Origin of the sequence: Azorhizobium sp. AG788 (genome assembly GCF_943371865.1) — a bacterium.
GTDB lineage: Bacteria > Pseudomonadota > Alphaproteobacteria > Rhizobiales > Xanthobacteraceae > Azorhizobium.
In genome coordinates this window covers 1-17435 of sequence record NZ_CALRWL010000076.1, presented here as the reverse complement: position 1 = coordinate 17435, position 17435 = coordinate 1, and the positions used below count along the sequence as shown (strand labels likewise).

At 68.1% G+C, this 17435-nt stretch carries 18 protein-coding genes; 8 read left to right on the top strand and 10 right to left on the bottom strand.

Going from position 1 to position 17435, the window contains the following annotated elements; translation table 11 throughout:
* Positions 1 to 273: 273 nt before the first annotated feature.
* The 4 genes from AAG816_RS26205 to AAG816_RS26190 all read right to left on the bottom strand — a co-directional run bounded on the left by AAG816_RS26205 (position 274) and on the right by AAG816_RS26190 (position 2958).
* Positions 274 to 693 carry a RidA family protein gene (locus AAG816_RS26205; protein ID WP_341992660.1) on the bottom strand — a complete coding sequence of 140 codons (420 nt, stop codon included), beginning with the start codon at positions 691 to 693 and terminating at the stop codon, positions 274 to 276.
* 9 nt (positions 694 to 702) lie between these two features.
* Positions 703 to 1200, bottom strand: coding sequence for a flavin reductase family protein (locus AAG816_RS26200; protein ID WP_341992659.1), 498 nt, complete (start codon positions 1198 to 1200; stop codon positions 703 to 705).
* A complete protein-coding gene (locus AAG816_RS26195; protein ID WP_341992658.1) occupies positions 1197 to 2651 on the bottom strand; it encodes a 4-hydroxyphenylacetate 3-hydroxylase family protein in 1455 nt (484 codons plus the stop codon). Before AAG816_RS26195 ends, AAG816_RS26200 begins: the two co-directional genes overlap by 4 nt.
* A 64-nt stretch (positions 2652 to 2715) precedes the next feature.
* Positions 2716 to 2958 carry a hypothetical protein gene (locus AAG816_RS26190; RefSeq protein ID WP_341992657.1) on the bottom strand — a complete coding sequence of 81 codons (243 nt, stop codon included), beginning with the start codon at positions 2956 to 2958 and terminating at the stop codon, positions 2716 to 2718.
* Between the two features lie 123 nt (positions 2959 to 3081).
* Here AAG816_RS26190 and AAG816_RS26185 point away from each other — a divergent pair, with 123 nt between their 5' ends.
* Positions 3082 to 4044: a LysR substrate-binding domain-containing protein gene (locus AAG816_RS26185; RefSeq protein ID WP_341992656.1), complete on the top strand. Its 963-nt coding sequence runs from the start codon at positions 3082 to 3084 to the stop codon at positions 4042 to 4044.
* Here the strand turns inward: AAG816_RS26185 and AAG816_RS26180 are convergent.
* Together AAG816_RS26180 and AAG816_RS26175 are read right to left on the bottom strand one after the other, a co-directional pair.
* Positions 3997 to 4929: a glyoxylate/hydroxypyruvate reductase A gene (locus tag AAG816_RS26180; protein ID WP_341992655.1), complete on the bottom strand. Its 933-nt coding sequence runs from the start codon at positions 4927 to 4929 to the stop codon at positions 3997 to 3999. The genes AAG816_RS26185 and AAG816_RS26180 overlap by 48 nt on opposite strands.
* 4 nt (positions 4930 to 4933) lie before the next feature.
* Complete coding sequence (locus AAG816_RS26175; protein WP_341992654.1) at positions 4934 to 5383, bottom strand: type II 3-dehydroquinate dehydratase; 450 nt, start codon at positions 5381 to 5383, stop codon at positions 4934 to 4936.
* Between the two features lie 214 nt (positions 5384 to 5597).
* On the opposite strand from AAG816_RS26175, the gene AAG816_RS26170 reads away from it, so the two are divergent.
* The 4 genes from AAG816_RS26170 to AAG816_RS26155 all read left to right on the top strand — a co-directional run bounded on the left by AAG816_RS26170 (position 5598) and on the right by AAG816_RS26155 (position 10337).
* A complete protein-coding gene (locus tag AAG816_RS26170; protein ID WP_341992653.1) occupies positions 5598 to 6560 on the top strand; it encodes a D-2-hydroxyacid dehydrogenase family protein in 963 nt (320 codons plus the stop codon).
* A gap of 17 nt (positions 6561 to 6577) precedes the next feature.
* Complete coding sequence (locus tag AAG816_RS26165) at positions 6578 to 7336, top strand: transporter substrate-binding domain-containing protein (protein WP_341992652.1); 759 nt, start codon at positions 6578 to 6580, stop codon at positions 7334 to 7336.
* Between the two features lie 76 nt (positions 7337 to 7412).
* The gene (locus AAG816_RS26160) at positions 7413 to 7811 is read left to right on the top strand and encodes a translation initiation factor 2 (protein WP_341992651.1); all 399 of its coding nucleotides are present in this window, start codon (positions 7413 to 7415) and stop codon (positions 7809 to 7811) included.
* Between the two features lie 297 nt (positions 7812 to 8108).
* On the top strand, positions 8109 to 10337 hold the full coding sequence (locus AAG816_RS26155; protein ID WP_341992650.1) for a tetratricopeptide repeat protein: 2229 nt from the start codon (positions 8109 to 8111) through the stop codon (positions 10335 to 10337).
* Between the two features lie 21 nt (positions 10338 to 10358).
* Here the strand turns inward: AAG816_RS26155 and AAG816_RS26150 are convergent, their stop codons facing one another.
* A complete protein-coding gene (locus AAG816_RS26150; protein ID WP_341992649.1) occupies positions 10359 to 11294 on the bottom strand; it encodes an AraC family transcriptional regulator in 936 nt (311 codons plus the stop codon).
* Between the two features lie 147 nt (positions 11295 to 11441).
* Here AAG816_RS26150 and AAG816_RS26145 point away from each other — a divergent pair, with 147 nt between their 5' ends.
* Entirely contained in the window at positions 11442 to 12236 is a 795-nt protein-coding gene (locus tag AAG816_RS26145; protein ID WP_341992648.1) for an SDR family oxidoreductase, read from the top strand.
* Between the two features lie 46 nt (positions 12237 to 12282).
* On the opposite strand, the gene AAG816_RS26140 is transcribed toward AAG816_RS26145, so the two are convergent.
* From AAG816_RS26140 to AAG816_RS26130, 3 genes are all read right to left on the bottom strand, one after another.
* Positions 12283 to 13098, bottom strand: a complete 816-nt coding sequence (locus tag AAG816_RS26140; protein ID WP_341992647.1) for a cephalosporin hydroxylase family protein — start codon at positions 13096 to 13098, stop codon at positions 12283 to 12285.
* An 86-nt stretch (positions 13099 to 13184) separates the two neighbouring features.
* Positions 13185 to 13910 (bottom strand): FkbM family methyltransferase, encoded by a 726-nt coding sequence (locus tag AAG816_RS26135; protein WP_341992646.1) that lies wholly within the window; start codon positions 13908 to 13910, stop codon positions 13185 to 13187.
* Positions 13907 to 15151 carry a hypothetical protein gene (locus AAG816_RS26130; RefSeq protein ID WP_341992645.1) on the bottom strand — a complete coding sequence of 415 codons (1245 nt, stop codon included), beginning with the start codon at positions 15149 to 15151 and terminating at the stop codon, positions 13907 to 13909. Before AAG816_RS26130 ends, AAG816_RS26135 begins: the two co-directional genes overlap by 4 nt.
* A 273-nt stretch (positions 15152 to 15424) precedes the next feature.
* On the opposite strand from AAG816_RS26130, the gene AAG816_RS26125 reads away from it, so the two are divergent.
* On the top strand, positions 15425 to 16309 hold the full coding sequence (locus AAG816_RS26125) for an NAD-dependent epimerase/dehydratase family protein (RefSeq protein WP_341992644.1): 885 nt from the start codon (positions 15425 to 15427) through the stop codon (positions 16307 to 16309).
* Positions 16306 to 17379: a radical SAM protein gene (locus AAG816_RS26120; RefSeq protein ID WP_341992643.1), complete on the top strand. Its 1074-nt coding sequence runs from the start codon at positions 16306 to 16308 to the stop codon at positions 17377 to 17379. The genes AAG816_RS26125 and AAG816_RS26120 overlap by 4 nt, the downstream gene beginning before the upstream one ends.
* Positions 17380 to 17435 lie beyond the last annotated feature (56 nt).

Here is a 17435-nt window from a genome sequence, read left to right as displayed (position 1 = left end):
CCCGCCCCCCGCACCCCCGCCCCCCGGGCGGGGGAGGGGTGGGGAGGGGGGTGAAACGGCCTCCGCTTGGCGACCGCCCTGCCCAGCGCGCCTCTTCGCAAGGCCCTGCCCTCCGCCCCACTCGAACCGGGCCAGAATGGAGAGCGGTTCACCCCCCTCCCTGCCCTCCCCCGCAAGGGGGGAGGTGCCAGCTCCCGAGCCGGCACCGGCGCTCCTAGCACGGACCTTTTCCGCACGCGGGAGAGGACGCCCCCCGCCCTCAAATCTCAAACCTCACGCCCGCTCGGCCGGGATCTCGGCGATGATGTCGATCTCCATCAGATATTCCGGCTTGGCCAGGCCCTGGACGATGATGCCGGTGGAGACCGGGAACACCCCCTTCAGCCACGCGCCCACCACCCGGTACACCGGCTCGCGATAGGCGCGGTCGGTGATGTAGATGACGATCTTGACCACGTCCTCGAGCCGGGCGCCGGCCTCCTCCAGCAGCACCTTGGCGCAGCTCATGGCGTTTTCCGCCTGGGCAGCGGCATCGCCGATGCCGACGATGGAGCCGTCCAGCGCCATGGCGGTCTGGCCGCGCAGATAGACGGTGTTGCCGGCGCGCACCGCCATGCACACGTCATTGTCGAGGCTCTGCTCGGGATAGGCCTGCTTGGTGTTGAACGGGCGAATGCGGGTGTGGGTCGGCACGGTCTCTCCTCAGGCCACCTGGAGGCGCCGGTAGGCGCGGTTGGCATAGATCAGCGGCTCGGGGCCGGCGGGCGCCAGCGACAGCGCCAGCACCTCCCCGGCTACGATGTGGTGGGTGCCGAAGGCGAAGGTCGCCGCCAGCTTGCAGTCGAAGGTGATGAGCGCCCCGCGCAACGCCGGGGCGCCGGTCTCCAGCACGTCCCAATCGGCACAGCCGAACTTGTCGGCCTTGAACGCCGGCACCTGCCCGGCGAAGGCATCGGAGACGCCGGACTGGTGATGGGCCAGCACATTGGCGGTGAACACGCCATTGGCCAGCAGCAAAGGCAGCGCGGTGGAATTGCCATGCACGCACAGCACCACCGAGGGCGGCTCCATGGAGAGCGAGGACAAGGACGAGACGGTCAAGCCCGCCCGGCCCGCCGGCCCGTCGGTGGCGATGACCGCCACGCTGGAGGCCATGTTGCGCATGGCCTCCTTGAACAGGGCCGGGTCGAGGCCGCTCATTTCAGCGAGCCCTTCACGGTGTCGGACAGGCCGGCGGTCTTGCGCACGAAGTCCAGCGGGCCTTCGAAATCGAAGTTCTTGTACACCGCTGCCAGATGGTTGAAGTGCGGCGCCTGGGCGAACTGGGCGAACGCCAGCCGATGGCCGGCATAATCGGAAGAGACCAGATCGCGGGCGAACGCCAGCAGCTTGCGCCGGTCCTCGGACTGCCAATTGTCGTTCAGGGTGTAGAACTTCTTCAGCCAGTCGCCGGAACCCTCGCTGGCGAAAGCCGCCGCGCTGGGGGTGACGCAGATCTGGCCGCCGATCAGTTCGCGGGTGGCGTGCATCATGGTGGGCAGCTGCGAGCAGGCCAGCACGCGGCCGGCATAGAGCAGCGACTGGTTGGGCATCAGCAGCCCGGCCGGGCTCTTCTCCGCCAGCGCGATGGACGCCACCAGATGGGCATTGATGCCCTCGCGATAGCAGGCCAGATCCGCCAGTTTCTCCTGCACCGACTGCAGCCGGTCGAGGCCGGTCTGCTTGGCGTTCCACAGCGCCGCGCCGATCATCATGTCGGCGTTGTAGAGCAGCCGCAGCACATAAGGGAAAGCCGAGTAGCGGTGCAGCGTGCTGCGCACGAACTGCGCCGCCTTGGTGTGGCGATAGAAGAACACGTCTTCCCAGGGGATCAGCACGTCGTCGAACACCACCAGCGTATCCACCTCGTCATAGCGATTGGCGAGGGGATAATCGCGCGGGTCGGTCTTGCCGGCGAAGCCCGCGCGGCAGATGTGCTTCACGCCCGGCGCGCCCATCTTGACGATGCAGCCCAGCGCGTAGTCGCTTTCCTTCTCGTCGGTCCAGGCGCCGACCGTGGGCTTGAGATAGGCCTGGTCGGCGTAAGCGGCGGCGGTCTCGTATTTGGCGCCGCGGATGATGAGGCCGGCGTCGGTCTCTTTGGTGACATGCACCATCATGTCCGGGTCGCGCTCGGAAATATGCCGCGAGCGGTCACCTTTGGGATCGGTATTGGCGGAGACGTGGAAGGGGTCTTCCTCCACCACCCGTTTGATGTGGTTGTCGATATTGGCGGCGAAGCGCGGATCGATCTCCGCCAGGATGTCGCGGCCGTCCTGGAGCGACCACATCTCGCCGATGGTCTCGTCGCCGACGCGGGTGACGACGCCGCCCACATCCTTCAGCAGGATGTCCACGCCCTTCCACTTGTCGTGCCAGTCCTGCTGGGTGGTGGGCGGGCGGTGAAACACGGAATGGACCGCGTTGTCCTCCACATAGGTCAGCGGCGCCTTGGTCGCTTCCTCGTGGTGCAGGTCGTACATGCGCGCCTTGATGTCCACGATGGGCTTGAAGGCAGCGTGGGTGGTGACGTCGGTGACGCGCTCGCCATCCATCCAGATTTCGCGCCCGTCGCGCAGTCCGTCCTTATAGGCGGCCCCGGTCCTGATCATGTCGCGCCTGCTCCAAAACTGGTCATGCTCAATCTTGTGGCAGCGCGATAAATCAGTAAAATACTTAAAACCGGGGGATAGGATCGGATTTCTTGATGCAGATCAAAGCGGGTCTCAGGCGCATTGGATTGAATGAAGAATTGGCCGTTTGCCATCCGCGATCCGGCTCCACGCCGCGCTTTGGTTCGCCGCGCTTCGGCTCGTCATGGCCGGGCTTGTCCCGGCCATCCACGCGGCGCGGCTTGTTCTTCCGTTTCAAAGCTTGCGCCGCCGACCCGGCGTGGATGCCCGGGACAAGCCCGGGCATGACGACCTTCCAAGATTGCCGCTGGCTCCGTCGGGCTGTTTCCCATGCCATGCCCCCACGCTTGCGGGTGAGGGCTGGGGAAGAGGCAGACCGCGCGCCCTCCCCCATCCAGGGAGCCGTCCGGTGAACCTGTCGCTGCGCGCCCTGCGCTACGTGGTGGCCACCGCCGAATGCGGCAATGTCACCGAGGCCGCCCGCCGGCTCAATGTCTCCCAGCCCTCGGTGTCCGCCGCCATCGCCGCCAGCGAGGCGGAAATCGGCACCCATCTGTTCGTGCGCCACCATGCCCGCGGCATGACCCTGACGGTGGCCGGCCAGCGCTATGTGAACGAGGCCCGCCATCTGCTGGCCCATGCCCGCGACTTCGCCCAGAGCGCCAAGGCGCTGGGGGAAAGCGTGCAGGGCGAGATCGCGCTCGGCTGCTTCCTCACCTTGGCGCCGCGCTTCATGCCCGGCCTGCTGGCGGCGTTCGCGCAGGCGCAGCCGGGCATCACCGTGCGGCTGGAGGAAGGCGACCAGCAGGAGATCATCGAAGGGGTGCTGAACGGGCGGATCGAGCTGGCGGTGTCGTACGGCTATGCGGTGCCGGAGGAGGTGGTGGGCGAGCGATTGGCCGATCTGCCGCCGCTGCTGGTGGTCAGCGCCGACCATCCCCTCGCCCAGCGGGCGTCCGCCTCTTTGGCGGAGGTGGCCGACGAGCCGTTCCTGCTCTACGATCTGCCGCACTCGCGCGACTATTTCTTCTCACTGTTCGCCGCGTGCGGGATCGAGCCGCGCATCGCCTTCCGCTCGCGCTCCTATGAGCTGATCCGCGGGCTGGTGGGGCAGAAGCGCGGCTACACCATCCACAATGCGGCGCCGCGCACCACCATGGCCTATGACGGCTCGCAGGTGGCGGTGATCCCGCTCACCGGGGCGCTGCCGCCCACGCGGGTGATGCGGCTCTCCCTCCGCCGCCAGGCGCTGCGGCCGGCGGTGGAGGTGTTCGCGTCCTTCCTCAGCGAGGCGTTCGCGGAGGGCGGGCTGTTCGCGCCGGGCTCAATAGCCCCGGCCGGGATCGACCCGGTTCAGCACCGGCTCGCCTGAGCGCACCCGATGGATGTTCTGCGCCACCTGCGCGGCCGCGGTGCGCGGGATCGCCACCGAGGCCAGATGCGGGGTGATGAGCACATTCTCCATGCCCCACAGCGGGCTGTCCTGGGGCAGAGGCTCGTGCTCGAACACGTCCAGGGTCGCTTCCGAAATGTGACCGGACTGGAGCGCTGCAATCAGCGCCGGCTCGTCGACGATGGGGCCGCGGGCCACATTGATGAACTTGGCGCCCTGGGGCAGCAGCGCCAGGCGCTCGGCATTGATGAGGTGATGGGTGTCGCGGGTGAGCGGCAGCATCACCACCAGGATTTCGCACTCGCTGAGGAATTGCGGCAGCGCGTCCATGCCGGCGCGGCAATCGATGCCCGGCAGGCGCTTCTGGGTGCGCGACCAGCCGCGCACGTCGAAGCCCTGCAGCGACAGTTCCAGCACCGCCGCCGACCCCAGTTCGCCCAGGCCCAGCACGCCGACCTTGATGTCGCCGGCCATGCGCGGATGCACATAGTTCCAGCGCTTCTCCCGCTGCGCCTTCTCAAAGGCGGGGATGTCGCGGGCATGGCGCAGCACGCTCATGAGCACGAACGAGGCCATCATCCGCGACATGTGCGGATCGGACAGGCGGGTCACCGGCAGGTCCGGCAGATCGGTGCGCGAGACCAGCGCATCCACGCCGGCGCCGAGATTGACCACCAGCTTGAGATTGGTGAACGGCACGAAGAAGCCCTGCGGCGGCTTCCACACCACGGCATAATGCACGTCCAGCGGATCGCCCACATCGGGGGCCACGCGCATCTCAAGGTCCGGAAGGTGCGGACGCAGCGCCGAAATCCACTCGTCCGCGCTATCGGCCTTGCTGTAGAAAACCAGTGCCTCGCTCAACGCCTTATCCCTTCACCCGGTCCGCCGCCAAAGACGCGGCGGCGCTGATTGCCAATTCATAGCCCAGCGCGCCCAGTCCCGCCACGATCCCACTGGCCGCCTTGGACACGTAGGAGTGGTGACGGAACGGTTCGCGCTTATAGATATTGCTCATATGCGTTTCGATGATCGGCCCCTCGAACGCCAGCAAGGCGTCGAGAATGGCGATGGAGGTATAAGTCAGCCCCGCGGCATTGATGACGATGGCGTCGGCTTTCTCCCGCGCCTCCTGGATCCAGTCCACCATCACCCCCTCATGGTTCGACTGGCGGAAATCCAGCGTGACCCCGAGGGTCGCCGCATGGGCCTCGCACCGCGCCTGCAATTGCGGAAAGCTCTCGCGGCCATAGGTGCCGGAGGGGTCGAGCCCGTAGAGATTGGCGTTGGGGCCGTTGATGAAGAAGATGGTGGCCACGGGCGCTCCTGCGGATGGGATGGGGTCGGCGGCACTGTGCGGTGCGGCGCGTGCCCCTGCCAATCGGAAAGGGGGATCGTGGGCATCGGCTTTTCCGATGCTAAGGCTTCACCACCACCCGCAAACCACCCGGCTCCTGCCGTTACGGATCTTGACCTTGCCCCCCGCCCGGCAGAGACCTGTGCTCCCTTCCTGCCAGCATCCGGGCCATCCCATGACCACCCTGCGCATCGCCATATTGGACGATTACCAGAATGTCGCTTTGACCCAGGGCAATTGGGCCGCGCTCGGCGCGGACGTCGAGGTCACGGTATTCACCCACAACCTGGCCACCCTCGACGCCCAGGCGGAAGCGCTCGCCCCGTTCGACGTGCTGTGCCTGATGCGCGAGCGCATGCCGGTGCCGGCGGAACTGCTGGCGCGGCTGCCCAAGCTGAAGCTCATGGTGGTCACCGGCGCCCGCACCCGCTCCATCGACTTTGCCGCCGCCGCCGCCCGCGGCATCCCCATCTGCCATACCCGCGGCGGCGATTCCTTCGCCAGCACGCCGGAACTGGCGTGGGGCCTGATGCTCGCCTGCGCCCGCCATATCCCGCAGGAGCATGCCGCCATGCGCGCCGGCGGCTGGCAGACCACCCTGGGCACCGTCCTGGCGGGCCGTACCCTCGGCCTGCTGGGCCTCGGCAAGCTGGGATCGCGCATGGCCGCCATCGCCCGCGCCTTCGAGATGGAGGTGATCGCCTGGAGCCCCAACCTCACCCCCGAGCGCGCCGCCGCCGGCGGTGCCGCCTTGGTGGAAAAGGCCGAACTGTTCGCCCGCGCCCATGTGGTGAGCCTGCATCTGGTGCTGGGGGAGGCCACCCGCGGCGTGGTCGGCGCGGCGGAACTGGCGCTGATGCAGCCCGGCTCGATCCTGATCAACACCTCGCGCGGCCCGCTGGTGGACGCGGCCGCCCTGCTGGCCCGCCTCGACCAGGGCGGCCTGCGCGCCGGCCTTGACGTGTTCGACACCGAGCCCCTGCCCGCCGACCATCCCCTGCGCCATCGCGACGACGTGGTGCTGACCCCGCACCTCGGCTACGTCACCGACACCACCTATGCCCAATTCTATCCCGACACCGTCGACGCCATCGCCGCCTGGCGGGCCGGCGCGCCCATCCGCCTGCTGACCGCCTGAGCCCCAAGATGACGGCAATGACCGCCTCCCTCCCCCTCTCCGACGCCGCCCGCCAGCAACTGGCTCCCACCGGCACGCTCCGGGTGGCGATCGCCGTGGGCGCGGCCATTTCGGCGGTGTGGTGCGCCCGCGATGCCGCAGGCGCCCCGCGCGGGGTCACCGTGGATCTGGCCCATGCGCTGGCCGGACGCACCGGCCTGCCGCTGACCCTGGTGGAGCACGAAAGCTCCGGCGCCATCATGGAGGCCGCCAGCTCTGGGGCTTGGGACGTGGCCTTCGCCCCGGTGGATGCCCAGCGCCGCACCCAGGCGGATTTCGGCCCGGCCTATTTCCTCGGCGAGAGCACCTATCTGGTGCGGGACGCCTCCCCCATCCGCACCCTCGCCGATGTGGACGATCCCGCCGTGCGGGTGGTGGGCGTGGAGGGCACCGCCACCTTGCGCTCCGCCCATCGCACCCTCGCCCGCACCACGCCCCACGGGGTCGGCGGCCTGGAGGACGCCCTGGCTTTGTTCCGCTCCGGCGCCGCGGATGCGGTGGCGCTGGGCCGGGAATCCCTGCTGAGCCTGCTGCCGGATCTGCCGGAGGCACGCATTCTCGACGGCCATTTCCACGCCGCCGGCACCGCGGTGGCGGTGCCGCTGGGCCACGGGGCGGCGCTGGCGGTAGTCAGCCAATTCCTGGAGCAGGCCAAGGCAGACGGCACCGTACGCGCCGCCTTCGACCGCAACGGCATGACCACCGCCGCCGTGGCGCCGGCCGCGCCGGCGGCATGAGCGCGCGCGACCGCGCCCGTTGACGCTCTCCCGCCCCGTGAGTCAAAAGACTGCCGGTCAATGGAGGAAGAAAAGCGTGAGGGCATTGGGTTGGATGGGCGCGGTTGCCGCCGGATTTCTTCTCGCCGGGTGCGCCAGCGCCACCCGTGGCACCACCTCCACCATTGCGGTGGTGACAGAACCGGTTGGCGCCCTGGTCTCCACCTCGCTCGGCACCCAGTGCGTCAGCCCGTGTGCCATCACCGCCGCCCGCAAGGACGAATTCTCGGTGACCATTTCCAAGGCCGGCTTTGAACCCCAGACCATCGAGGTGAAGACCCGCTCCTCGGACGAAGGCCGGAGCGCCATGGCTGGCAACATCGTGGCCGGCGGCCTGATCGGGGCCAGCATGGACGCGGCCAACGGCGCGGATCTGGACCACGTTCCCAACCCGATCAACGTGACGCTGGTGCCGGTCAAGCGCGGGACGCGCTGATCCAGGCTCGGGTCTCGGCCTCCCCCGCGGGCGCCGGGGTAAAAACGCGGTGGCGGCCGGCCTGACGACGCACGGGACCCGCCGCGTTCCTGCCGATGGGATCGTCCAGAGGCCCGGAAGACGATCCGGGCGCTTGCGCCTCCCACGGAAACCGCCGCCTTCAAACCGGTGCGCGCCCCGCGCGCGCCACCCCCGGGCAAGCCTCGCACAAGTCATGCCCGGCACGGTCGCCGCAACGGGTGTGTCCGCCCTTTGGCGCGGGCGGCGCCGGAGCGAATGCGGGCGGGAGGAGCGATCATGGGCAAGCGGCACCGGGCGGAAACCGCCAGGCCTTCGGCTGCGCCCGGCGGCGTGCCGCGCCCCAGTGCCGATCTTGCCAGCCGCGGCCTGGAACTGCATCGGGCCGGGGATCTGGCCGGCGCGGAGCGGGCCTATCGCACCACGCTCGCCATCGATGCCCGCAACGGCGCCGTCCACCATCTGCTCGGCCTGTGCCTGCAACAGGCCGGCCGCCTGGAGGAAGCCAGGGCATCCCTGGCCCGCGCCGCGGCGCTGCGCCCGCGCGATGCGGACATCCATGCCAATCACGGCATCCTGCTGGTCGCCTGCGGCGAGGCGAGCGACGCCGCCGCCGCCTTCCGCCGCGCCTTGTCGCTGGCGCCGGGGCATTCCGCCGCGCTGCTGGGCCTCGGCCGGCTCGGCACCGGCGCGGAAGCCATCGCGCAATTGCGCCGCTCGGTGGCCGCCCAGCCGGCCAATGGCGAGGCCGCCATGGCGCTGGGGCGTGCGCTCTATGCGTCCGGCGACACCGACGCCGCCGTCGCCGCCTGGACCGAGGCCGTGGCCCGCCGCGCCCTGAGCGCCGAGGATCTGTGCGCCTATGGCGTCGAGGCCCATGCGGCCGGGCGCGACAGCGAAGCCCTGGCGCTGATCTCGGTGGCCTGCAATCTGAAGCCCGGCGAAGCGGCCTTCCATTCCAACCTCGGCTTCGCGCTGATGGAATTGCGGCGCATGCCCGAGGCGATCACCGCCTTCCAGCGCGCCCTCGCCGCCGATCCGCGCCATGCGGAAGCCTTCATCAATCTCGGCGCCATCTATGGCGAGGGGCGCCGGTTCGCGGACTCGCTCCAGTTCTTCCGCCAGGCCTTGGCCATCGAGCCGGACAATGTCATCGCCCGCTACGGCCTCTCCAACCAGCGCCGGCAGGTGTGCGACTGGCGCGACCTGGATGCGGAGGAACTGGCGCTCACCCAGGCGCTGGAGACCTCCGGCGCGCGCCTCGGCCCGTTCATGCGCCTGTGCGCCCATGTGCCGGCCACCGAGCATCTGCGCGCCGCCCGCGTCTGGGCCAAGGGGGTGCGGGTGGAGCCCAAGGACATCCTGCCCCCGGCCCCGCCGGCAGTGCCGGGCCGGCGCATCCGCATCGGCTATCTCTCCAGCGATCTCTATCATCACGCCACCGCCTTCCTGGCGGTGGAACTGTTCGAGCGCCACGACCGCACCCGGTTCGAGACCTTCGCTTATTCCTACGGCCCCGACGACGGCACCCCCATGCGCGCCCGCGTGGTGGCCGCGTTCGATCACTTCGTGGAGGTGGGCGATCTCACCAATCCCGAGGCGGCCCGCCGCATCCGCGCCGACGAGATCGACATCTTGGTGGATTTGAAGGGCTATACCCAGGGCTGCCGCTCGGAAATCATGGCCCTGCGGCCGGCGCCGGTGCAGGTGAATTACCTCGGCTATCCCGGCACCATGGGCGCGCCCTTCATCGACTATATCATCGGCGACCAGGTGGTGACGCCGCTGGATGCCCAGCCGTTCTATGACGAGCGCATCGTCCAGTTGCCCGGCGCCTACCAGCCCAATGACGGCCGCCGCGCCATCGCCCCCGACGTGCCCAGCCGCGCGGACTGCGGCCTGCCCGACGCGGGCTTCGTGTTCTGCTGCTTCAACAACACCTACAAGATCACCCCGGCGCTGTTCGAAATCTGGATGCGGCTGCTGGAGGCGGTGCCGGATGCGGTGCTGTGGCTGTTCGAGGCCAATGAGACCGCGCGGGACAATCTGCACTATGAGGCCGGCGGCTACGGCATCGATCCCGCCCGCATCATCTTCGCCCCCAAGCTGCCGCTGGCGGAGCATCTGGCCCGCCACCGCCATGCGGACCTGTTCCTCGACACCTTGCCCTACAATGCCCACACCACCGCCAGCGATGCGCTCTGGGCCGGGGTGCCGGTGATCACCTGCCCGGGCGAGACCTTCCCCTCGCGCGTGGCCGCCAGCCTGCTGACCGCCGTGGGTCTGCCGGAGCTGGCGACCGCCTCGCTGGCGGACTATGAGGCGCTGGCGCTGGCTTTGGCGCAGGACCCTGCCCGGCTGGCGGCGCTGAAGGACAGGCTCGAAGCCGCCCGCACCACCGCCCCCTTGTTCGACGCCGCCGCCTACACCGCCGGCATCGAAGCCGCCTACCAGCGCATGCACGACCTGCGCTGCGCCGGGAAAGCGCCGGAGCCGATCACTGTGTGAGGCTGATCTCGGGACCGGATCTCACGCCGCGGCCTGATGCTCCACCTTGTCCCGCCGGGGCGGGGCGCCGAACAGGCGGGCGTATTCGCGGGTGAATTGCGGCACGCTCTCATAGCCCACCGCGAACGCCGCCCCGCTGGCGCTGGCGCCCGCATTGAACATCAGCCGGCGGGCTTCCAGCAGCCGCAGCTGCTTCTGGAACTGGCGCGGCGACAGCGAGGTCAGCGCTTTGAAATGCTGGTGGAAGGACGACGGGCTCATGCCCGCCACCGCCGCCAGGTGCTCCACCGGCAAGGTACGGGCGAACTGCGCCCGCAGCAGCGCCACGGCGCGGGCGATGCGGGCCGCGGCACCGTCCGCCGCCGCCACCTGCCGCAGCGCGGCACCATGGCGCCCCGCCAGCAGCCAATAATACAGCTCCCGCACGATACCGGGAAACAGCACAGGGATGGCCTCGGGATGATTCAGCAGCCGCATCACCCGCTGCGCGCAGTCTACCAGCGCCGCATCGCTGTTCTGGCCCAGCAGCATGCCCTGCGGCTCTGATCCGTCGGCGACCGGGGCCGGCATCTGGCTCGCCACCTCGCGCACCGTGCCCATGTCGAGATCCAGCGCAAAGGCCACATAAGGTGCGGCACGGCTGGCGCTGACCACCTGGGCGACGATGGGCACATCGGCGCGCACGATCACCGACTGGCCGGCGGAGAATACCTGCACCTCGCGCCCGAAGGCAAGTTGCTTGGCGCCGCTGAGCATCAGGCAGAGCGTCGGCTTATAGAGCGCGTGCATCAGGCCGGAGGGTGCGTGGACACACATGAACGTCACCCCCGGCAGGGGCGTCTGCACCAGCCCGCCGGCCTGGGCATGGGCCTGGGCATAGCTCTGGATCGCCCGCGCCAGATCCGCGCTGGCGTGGGGGGCGGTGATTTCGGCGGCAGTCCGATCAGCGGCGGTCATGGGCATCCCCTCGCGGCGCGATCATAGCCCCGGCCGGCGCCGCACCGAAGGGCTTTGGAGGATCAGGCAAGTTTTTCGGCGGTGCCGGCAAGTGCGCGGGTTGGGACGGCGCTACACCAGGGCATCGTTTTTCAAGGGATGCCCACCATGCCCCACACCACTTCCACCGCCACCACTGCTCCCGCCACCGCCAAGATCAGCCTCATCACCGGCGGCAGCCGCGGCCTCGGCCGCAGCGCCGCCTTGAGCCTGGCCCGCAAGGGCGGCGACGTCATTCTCACCTACCAGTCCCGCCGCGACGCCGCCGATGCGGTGGTGGCCGAAATTAACGCCCTCGGCCGCACGGCGGTGGCGCTGCAGCTGGATGCGGGCGATGTGTCCAGCTTCGCCGGCTTTGCCGATCAGGTCCGCGCCGCGCTCAAGACCACCTGGGGCCGCGAGAGCTTCGAGCATCTGGTCAACAATGCCGGGATGGGCGATACGGCCCCGTTCGCGCAGACCACCGAGGCGCAGTTCGATTCCTTGATGAATGTGCATCTCAAGGGGGTGTTCTTCCTCACCCAGGCGCTGCTGCCGCTGATCGCCGACGGCGGGCGCATCGTCAATCTCTCCAGCGGCCTCACCCGCTTCTGCTTCCCCGGCTTCGCCGCTTATGCGCTGATGAAGGGCGGCGTGGAGGTGCTCACCCGCTATCTGGCCAAGGAGCTGGGGCCGCGGGGCATTGCGGTGAACACGGTGGCCCCCGGTGCCATCGAGACCGATTTCGGCGGCGGCGCGGTGCGCGACAATGCCGATTACAACCGCAGCGTCGCCGAAGCCACCGCGCTGGGCCGGGCCGGCGTGCCCGACGACATCGGCCCGATGATCGCGGCTTTGCTGTCCGAGGATGATCGCTGGATCAACGGCCAGCGGCTGGAAGTGTCCGGCGGCATCTTCCTCTGATCCTGGCGCCGGAAGGAGCGGGGCGCGCCAGACGCGCCCCGCTCGATCAGACCCGCTTCAGGAAGCCGTCCGGCGCGGCGGTGATGGCAATCTTGTGCTCGATGGTCAGGTCGATCTCGAACTGGAGCGGCGCGCCATTGATGCCCACATGCGGTGCCGCGCCAAGGGATTTCAGATAGGCCCATACTGCGGTCTTGGGATTGTCGCCCTTGCCCCAGGGGCGATCATTGCACATGCCTTCCGGCAGATCTTCGACCCCGGTGTCCCACACCACCACATAGGAGCCTTTGCTGGCCATGGGCGCATAGGCTTCCAGCTCCGCGAGCACGTGGGCATGGGTGTGGTTGGAATCCAGGAACACCATCACCCGTTCCGCCTGCGCCGCCTGCGCGCGAACCGCGTCCACGATGGCGGGATCCACGGACGAGCCCTGGTACATCTGGATCTTCTGCGCCAGGGGATGGGCCTCGATGCCGGCGCGATTGTGGGCGCGGATGTCGATGTCGACGCCGATCACCCGACGCTTGCTGGCACGGGGATCCAGCACCACGCCTGCGGCCATGGCCTCGCAATAGTCGATCATCGCCAGCATGGAGGCGCTCATCACCAGCGAGCCGCCATGGGCGATGCCGGTCTCGATGATCAGGTCCGGCTTCACCGCCCACACCAGTTCCTGAATGGCGTAGGTGTCTTGCGGCACCTGGATGATGGGCCGGCCGAGCCAGGTGAAGTTCTGCGCGTAATTATGTCGGATGCACTCGCGCACCCAGATGTTCGACAGACCGATGAAATCGCGATCGGCACCGATGCCAGCAACATTGCTGGCGACGTAGTCGGAGAAGGTCTGTTCAGGCGTCGTCATAGGCTCCCCCAGGGTCCGAGGCTGCGTGGGATCCACTTCCGGACCCGCATCGGCAGCGCATATGCAATCAAGAGCGGCGGCGCGGTTCAAAGCTTGGCGGCATGAATATCCCACCACTGGGTGCGCGGCGCGAGCCGGCGCCCGGTGCGGTCGCGCACGGTGGTGGCATAGAGCTTGATGATCTCATCCTTATCAAGCCAATGCCCCGGCACATCCTTGCCGAACGGGCCGGAGGAGCCCTTCGGAAAGCAATGGCCCAGCAGGTCATCGCGCAAGGTGGGGACCGTGGACTGGTCCAGCAGCTTGAAGCCGTCATAGCCGCAGTGCGCCAGGGTCTCGATATAATCGAAGCCGAAGCGGCAATCCTCGACGCTGACGTAAAGCGGCTTGATGATCTGGCCGGCCAGCTGGTTCAGCACCATCTGATCCACGCCTTCCACGTCGATCTTTAGAAACAGCGGCGTGCCGAAGCGGTCGAAGATCTGGTTGAGGGTGATGGCCTCCACCTCCAGAGGCCGACAGTTGCTCTGTTCGCGCCCGGCCCAGCCGATATCGACGCTGCTCCAGTGGTCGTTGTCGTCATTGATGAAGAACTTCACCGGCCCGGGTGTCTCCCAGATGGCGTTCTCCAGGATGGTCAGTCGGTGGGCCTCGATGGCCTTGGCGAAGCGGGTCCGTGCTGCCGCCACCAGCTTGGGATTCGCCTCCACCGCCACCACATTGTAGCCCTTGGCCAGATAGAAGGCGGTGTCGTCGCCGTTGTTCATGCCAAGATCGATAATGAAGCGGCTGTCGTCAGCAAAAACGGTCATGAAGGCATCCGTTCCTTGGGAATGGCATAGAGGACCGCCCCGGTGCCGCACCAATTGTGGGTGCGCATCAGGAAGGCATAATCGGGCAGATTGGCCATCAGCCATTGCGGGGTTTCGATCAGCCCGGCGGCATCGTGATAGACGGTGGCCGCCAGCAGCGGCCGGCGCCGGCGCAGGGTTTCGCGCGCCCCTTTCAGCGCGGCCAGTTCCCCGCCTTCCAGATGCAGCTTGATGAAGGTGGGGTCGAGGCCCAGCGCATCCAGCGGCGCGCAGGCGCGCAGCGTCCGCCCCGTGGGGGCGATCTGCGAGGCATAGCCGAGGCCGTCGTGAAACCGCACCAGCTCGGTGCGCGCGCCGATCAGCGCATCGAGCACATTCACCCGGGCGCGCAGATTGAGATCCAGCCCGTCCACATAGGCCTGGAGCACCGCGCGGCTGGCCGCGTCGGGCTCCATGGCCCAGACGGTGGACACCGCGCCCTCGGTCAGCTCCAGCAGGCGGGCGGTGACGCTGCCATGATAGGCGCCCGCATCGAGAAAGCGCTCATCCGCCCGCAAGGCGGCGGTGATCTCGGGAATGAAGAAGCGATCCGCCGCCACCACCGGGGCATCGGCGAAGTCCCATTCCTGCCGCCCCAGCCGCCAGGCGGCAAAGCGCAGGTAATGGCCGCGGGAGGCGTCGTCCGCGAACCCCGCCATCACGCCGCCGGCGCTGGCCAATTGTTCCGCATCCATGGGTATGGCGAACCAGCCATTGTGCAGCGGATGCTGGGCGGTGAAGCTCTCGGCCACGTCATAGAAGGGCGCGCACGAGGCCCAGCCCTGCCGCACCAACTCCTGGTGCAGCGGCACATACGGCAGCGTCACGATGGCGATGGCCATCAAGGCCCCGCGCTTCATGGTCTCCGGCACCGCGTCCGGGGCCAACACCGGCCCCCCGGCCCAGCGCGGATCATCCTGATAGGCGGCCGCATTGGCATCCAGCACCGCGGCGACGGGCTGGCCCACCAAATCGAGATGGGCTTTCGCCATGCGCCCCAAATCGCCGGCGCCATAGAGCACCAGCGGCCGCCCGCCCGGCTGCACCGGCCGGCCGGCCGGCGCGCGGGCATTGACCTGCCGCAGCATCTCCAGCGCCGCGGCGGCATCCGGGGAGGCCGCGAACGTGCGCGCCACCGGCGCGTCGGACACCAGCTTCAGCTTGAGCTTGCGGGCCGAACCGTTCATGCGGCGGGCACTCACGCGCATGCCTCCACCTGCCCCGCTGCCGGGAACCGCGTCTGCGGTGCCTGATGGTCTGTCATACGCCTGTTTCCTCGCCTGAGCGTACCTGTCCGCGCGACCGGCCGGGACTCGATCCCACCCGCCGCGCGGCGGGCTTTGGCGGACCATGGCCGGCCTTGCTGTCGTAGACCTTGTGTCCCCGGCGACCTGATGCGCCCGCGCGCAAGCCCCGCACCATCCCGCGCGCGCAGGGTCGCGCGACTTTCACGGCTGCCAGGACGCTACGCCCCCATGACTGCGCACGCCACTCCGCACATGAAGACAGTTCTGCTCACCGGCGCCACCGGCTTTGTCGGCCGCCAGATCCACCGCGCCCTGCGCGACGCGGGCTTTGGCGTGCGCGCGGTGGTGCGGACCGGCGGCTCGGACCGGCTGAGCGCACCGGCGGTAGGTATCATCGAGACGCCGGACCTGTTCGCCCACGACGCCGCCTGGTGGCAGAGCGCGTGTGACGGCGTCGACGTGGTGATTCACGCCGCCTGGTATGTGACCCCCGGCCGCTATCTCACCGCGCCGGAGAATCTCGACTGCCTCGCCGGCAGCCTCGCTTTGGCCCGCGGGGCGGCCGCCGCCGGGGTCGGCCATGTGATCGGCATCGGCACCTGCTTTGAATATGCGCTGCCCAATGACCGGCTGACGGTGGACGCCCCGCTTGGCCCCACCACCCTCTATGCCACCGCCAAGCTGGCGCTCTACCAGACGCTCGCCGCCTATTTCCAGGAGACCGCCACCGGCTTTTCCTGGGCGCGGCTGTTTTATCTTTATGGCGAGGGCGAACACCCCAGCCGCCTGGTGCCCTATGTGCGCCAGCGCGTAAGCGACGGCGACGTGGCGCAGCTCTCCGCCGGCACCCAGCTGCGCGATTTTCTCGATGTGGCGCAGGCCGGTGCGATGATCGCGCGGGTGGCGACCACAGGACAGCTTGGCGCAATCAACATTTGCTCAGGTGCGCCCATCACGGTTCGGCAGCTCGCCGAAAGGACAGCGGACGCATTCGGGCGCCGCGACCTGCTGGAGTTCGGCACCGCACCCCTGCGGGCGAACGATCCGGCGGCGGTCGTGGGTGTCTGCAACCTCGCGCCGCTCCAAAATCAAGGGTGGGGCCTCGTCACATGAAGGCAGAGATCAAGCCGCGCATTAACCTGGAAGGTCGCACGGCACTGGAGACGGTCATTCCGCTCGAGACTCCGTTCATCATCTTCGTGGATCCCGCCAGCTCCTGCAATTTCCAATGCACCTTCTGCCCCACCGGCCATCGCGACATGATCCGCGATACCGGGCGTTACCAGGGCGCCATGAAATATGAGGTGTTCACCAAGATCATCGATGACCTGGCTGAATTCAGCAAGCCGATCAAGGTCTTGCGCATGTACAAGGATGGCGAGCCATTCCTGAACAAGCGCTTCGCCGACATGATCGCCTATGCCAAGGCCAGCGGCCATGTGGACTATATCGACACCACCACCAACGGCACCTTCCTGACGCCCGAGCGCCTCGGCCCGGTGCTGGCGGCCGGCCTCGACAAGATCAACATCTCCGTCGATGGCATGACCAAGGAGCAGTACAAGCGCTTCACCGGGTTTGATTTCGACTTTCCGGCCTTCGTCAAGAACGTGAAATGGCTCTATGACAACAAGGGCGACTGCGAGGTCGTGGTCAAGATCCCCGGCGAGCTGATCACGCACGAGCAACGCCAGGAATTCTACGACACCTTCGGCGATCATTGCGACCGCATCTTCATCGAGAATTTCGCCCCCTGCTGGCCGGAATTCGACATCGAGGCCCACACCGGCGTCAAGATCACCCAGGGCATCTACAACCAGGAAATCACCCCCACCGATACCTGCCCGTACATCTTCTACGGCTATTCGGTGAATGCGGACGGCCTGGTGTCGTCCTGCTTCCTGGATTGGCAGCGCAAGCTGGTGATCGGCGACGTGCGCAAGCAGTCCATGAAAGAGATCTGGACCTCGGACGCCATGAACGCGCTGCGCCTCCAGCATCTGGAGGGCAAAAGGTGCCAGAACGGCACCTGCGGCAGTTGCGGTCAGCTCAGCCACTGCCTGCCGGACAATATCGATGCCCATCGCCCGCAATTGCTGGAAATCTTCAAGGCCAAGGTGACGATAAATCCGGCGGTTGCTGCCCCGGGCGGGCTGAGCCGCATCCCGGTCGCTGCAGAATAGACCCTTGTACGTCGTGACGCCTCGTTTCGAAGGATTATGACAGTGGCCGCGACCCC

What these genes read in the sequence shown, in the direction of transcription:
- AAG816_RS26200 (WP_341992659.1), bottom strand. Translation starts at nt 1,200, where the DNA reads ATGAGCGGCCTCGACCCGGCCCTGTTCAAGGAGGCCATGCGCAACATG.
- AAG816_RS26195 (WP_341992658.1), bottom strand. Translation starts at nt 2,651, where the DNA reads ATGATCAGGACCGGGGCCGCCTATAAGGACGGACTGCGCGACGGGCGC.
- AAG816_RS26190 (WP_341992657.1), bottom strand. Translation starts at nt 2,958, where the DNA reads ATGCCCGGGCTTGTCCCGGGCATCCACGCCGGGTCGGCGGCGCAAGCT.
- AAG816_RS26170 (WP_341992653.1), top strand. Translation starts at nt 5,598, where the DNA reads ATGACCACCCTGCGCATCGCCATATTGGACGATTACCAGAATGTCGCT.
- AAG816_RS26165 (WP_341992652.1), top strand. Translation starts at nt 6,578, where the DNA reads ATGACCGCCTCCCTCCCCCTCTCCGACGCCGCCCGCCAGCAACTGGCT.
- AAG816_RS26155 (WP_341992650.1), top strand. Translation starts at nt 8,109, where the DNA reads ATGGGCAAGCGGCACCGGGCGGAAACCGCCAGGCCTTCGGCTGCGCCC.
- AAG816_RS26150 (WP_341992649.1), bottom strand. Translation starts at nt 11,294, where the DNA reads ATGACCGCCGCTGATCGGACTGCCGCCGAAATCACCGCCCCCCACGCC.
- AAG816_RS26145 (WP_341992648.1), top strand. Translation starts at nt 11,442, where the DNA reads ATGCCCCACACCACTTCCACCGCCACCACTGCTCCCGCCACCGCCAAG.
- AAG816_RS26140 (WP_341992647.1), bottom strand. Translation starts at nt 13,098, where the DNA reads ATGACGACGCCTGAACAGACCTTCTCCGACTACGTCGCCAGCAATGTT.
- AAG816_RS26135 (WP_341992646.1), bottom strand. Translation starts at nt 13,910, where the DNA reads ATGACCGTTTTTGCTGACGACAGCCGCTTCATTATCGATCTTGGCATG.
- AAG816_RS26125 (WP_341992644.1), top strand. Translation starts at nt 15,425, where the DNA reads ATGACTGCGCACGCCACTCCGCACATGAAGACAGTTCTGCTCACCGGC.
- AAG816_RS26120 (WP_341992643.1), top strand. Translation starts at nt 16,306, where the DNA reads ATGAAGGCAGAGATCAAGCCGCGCATTAACCTGGAAGGTCGCACGGCA.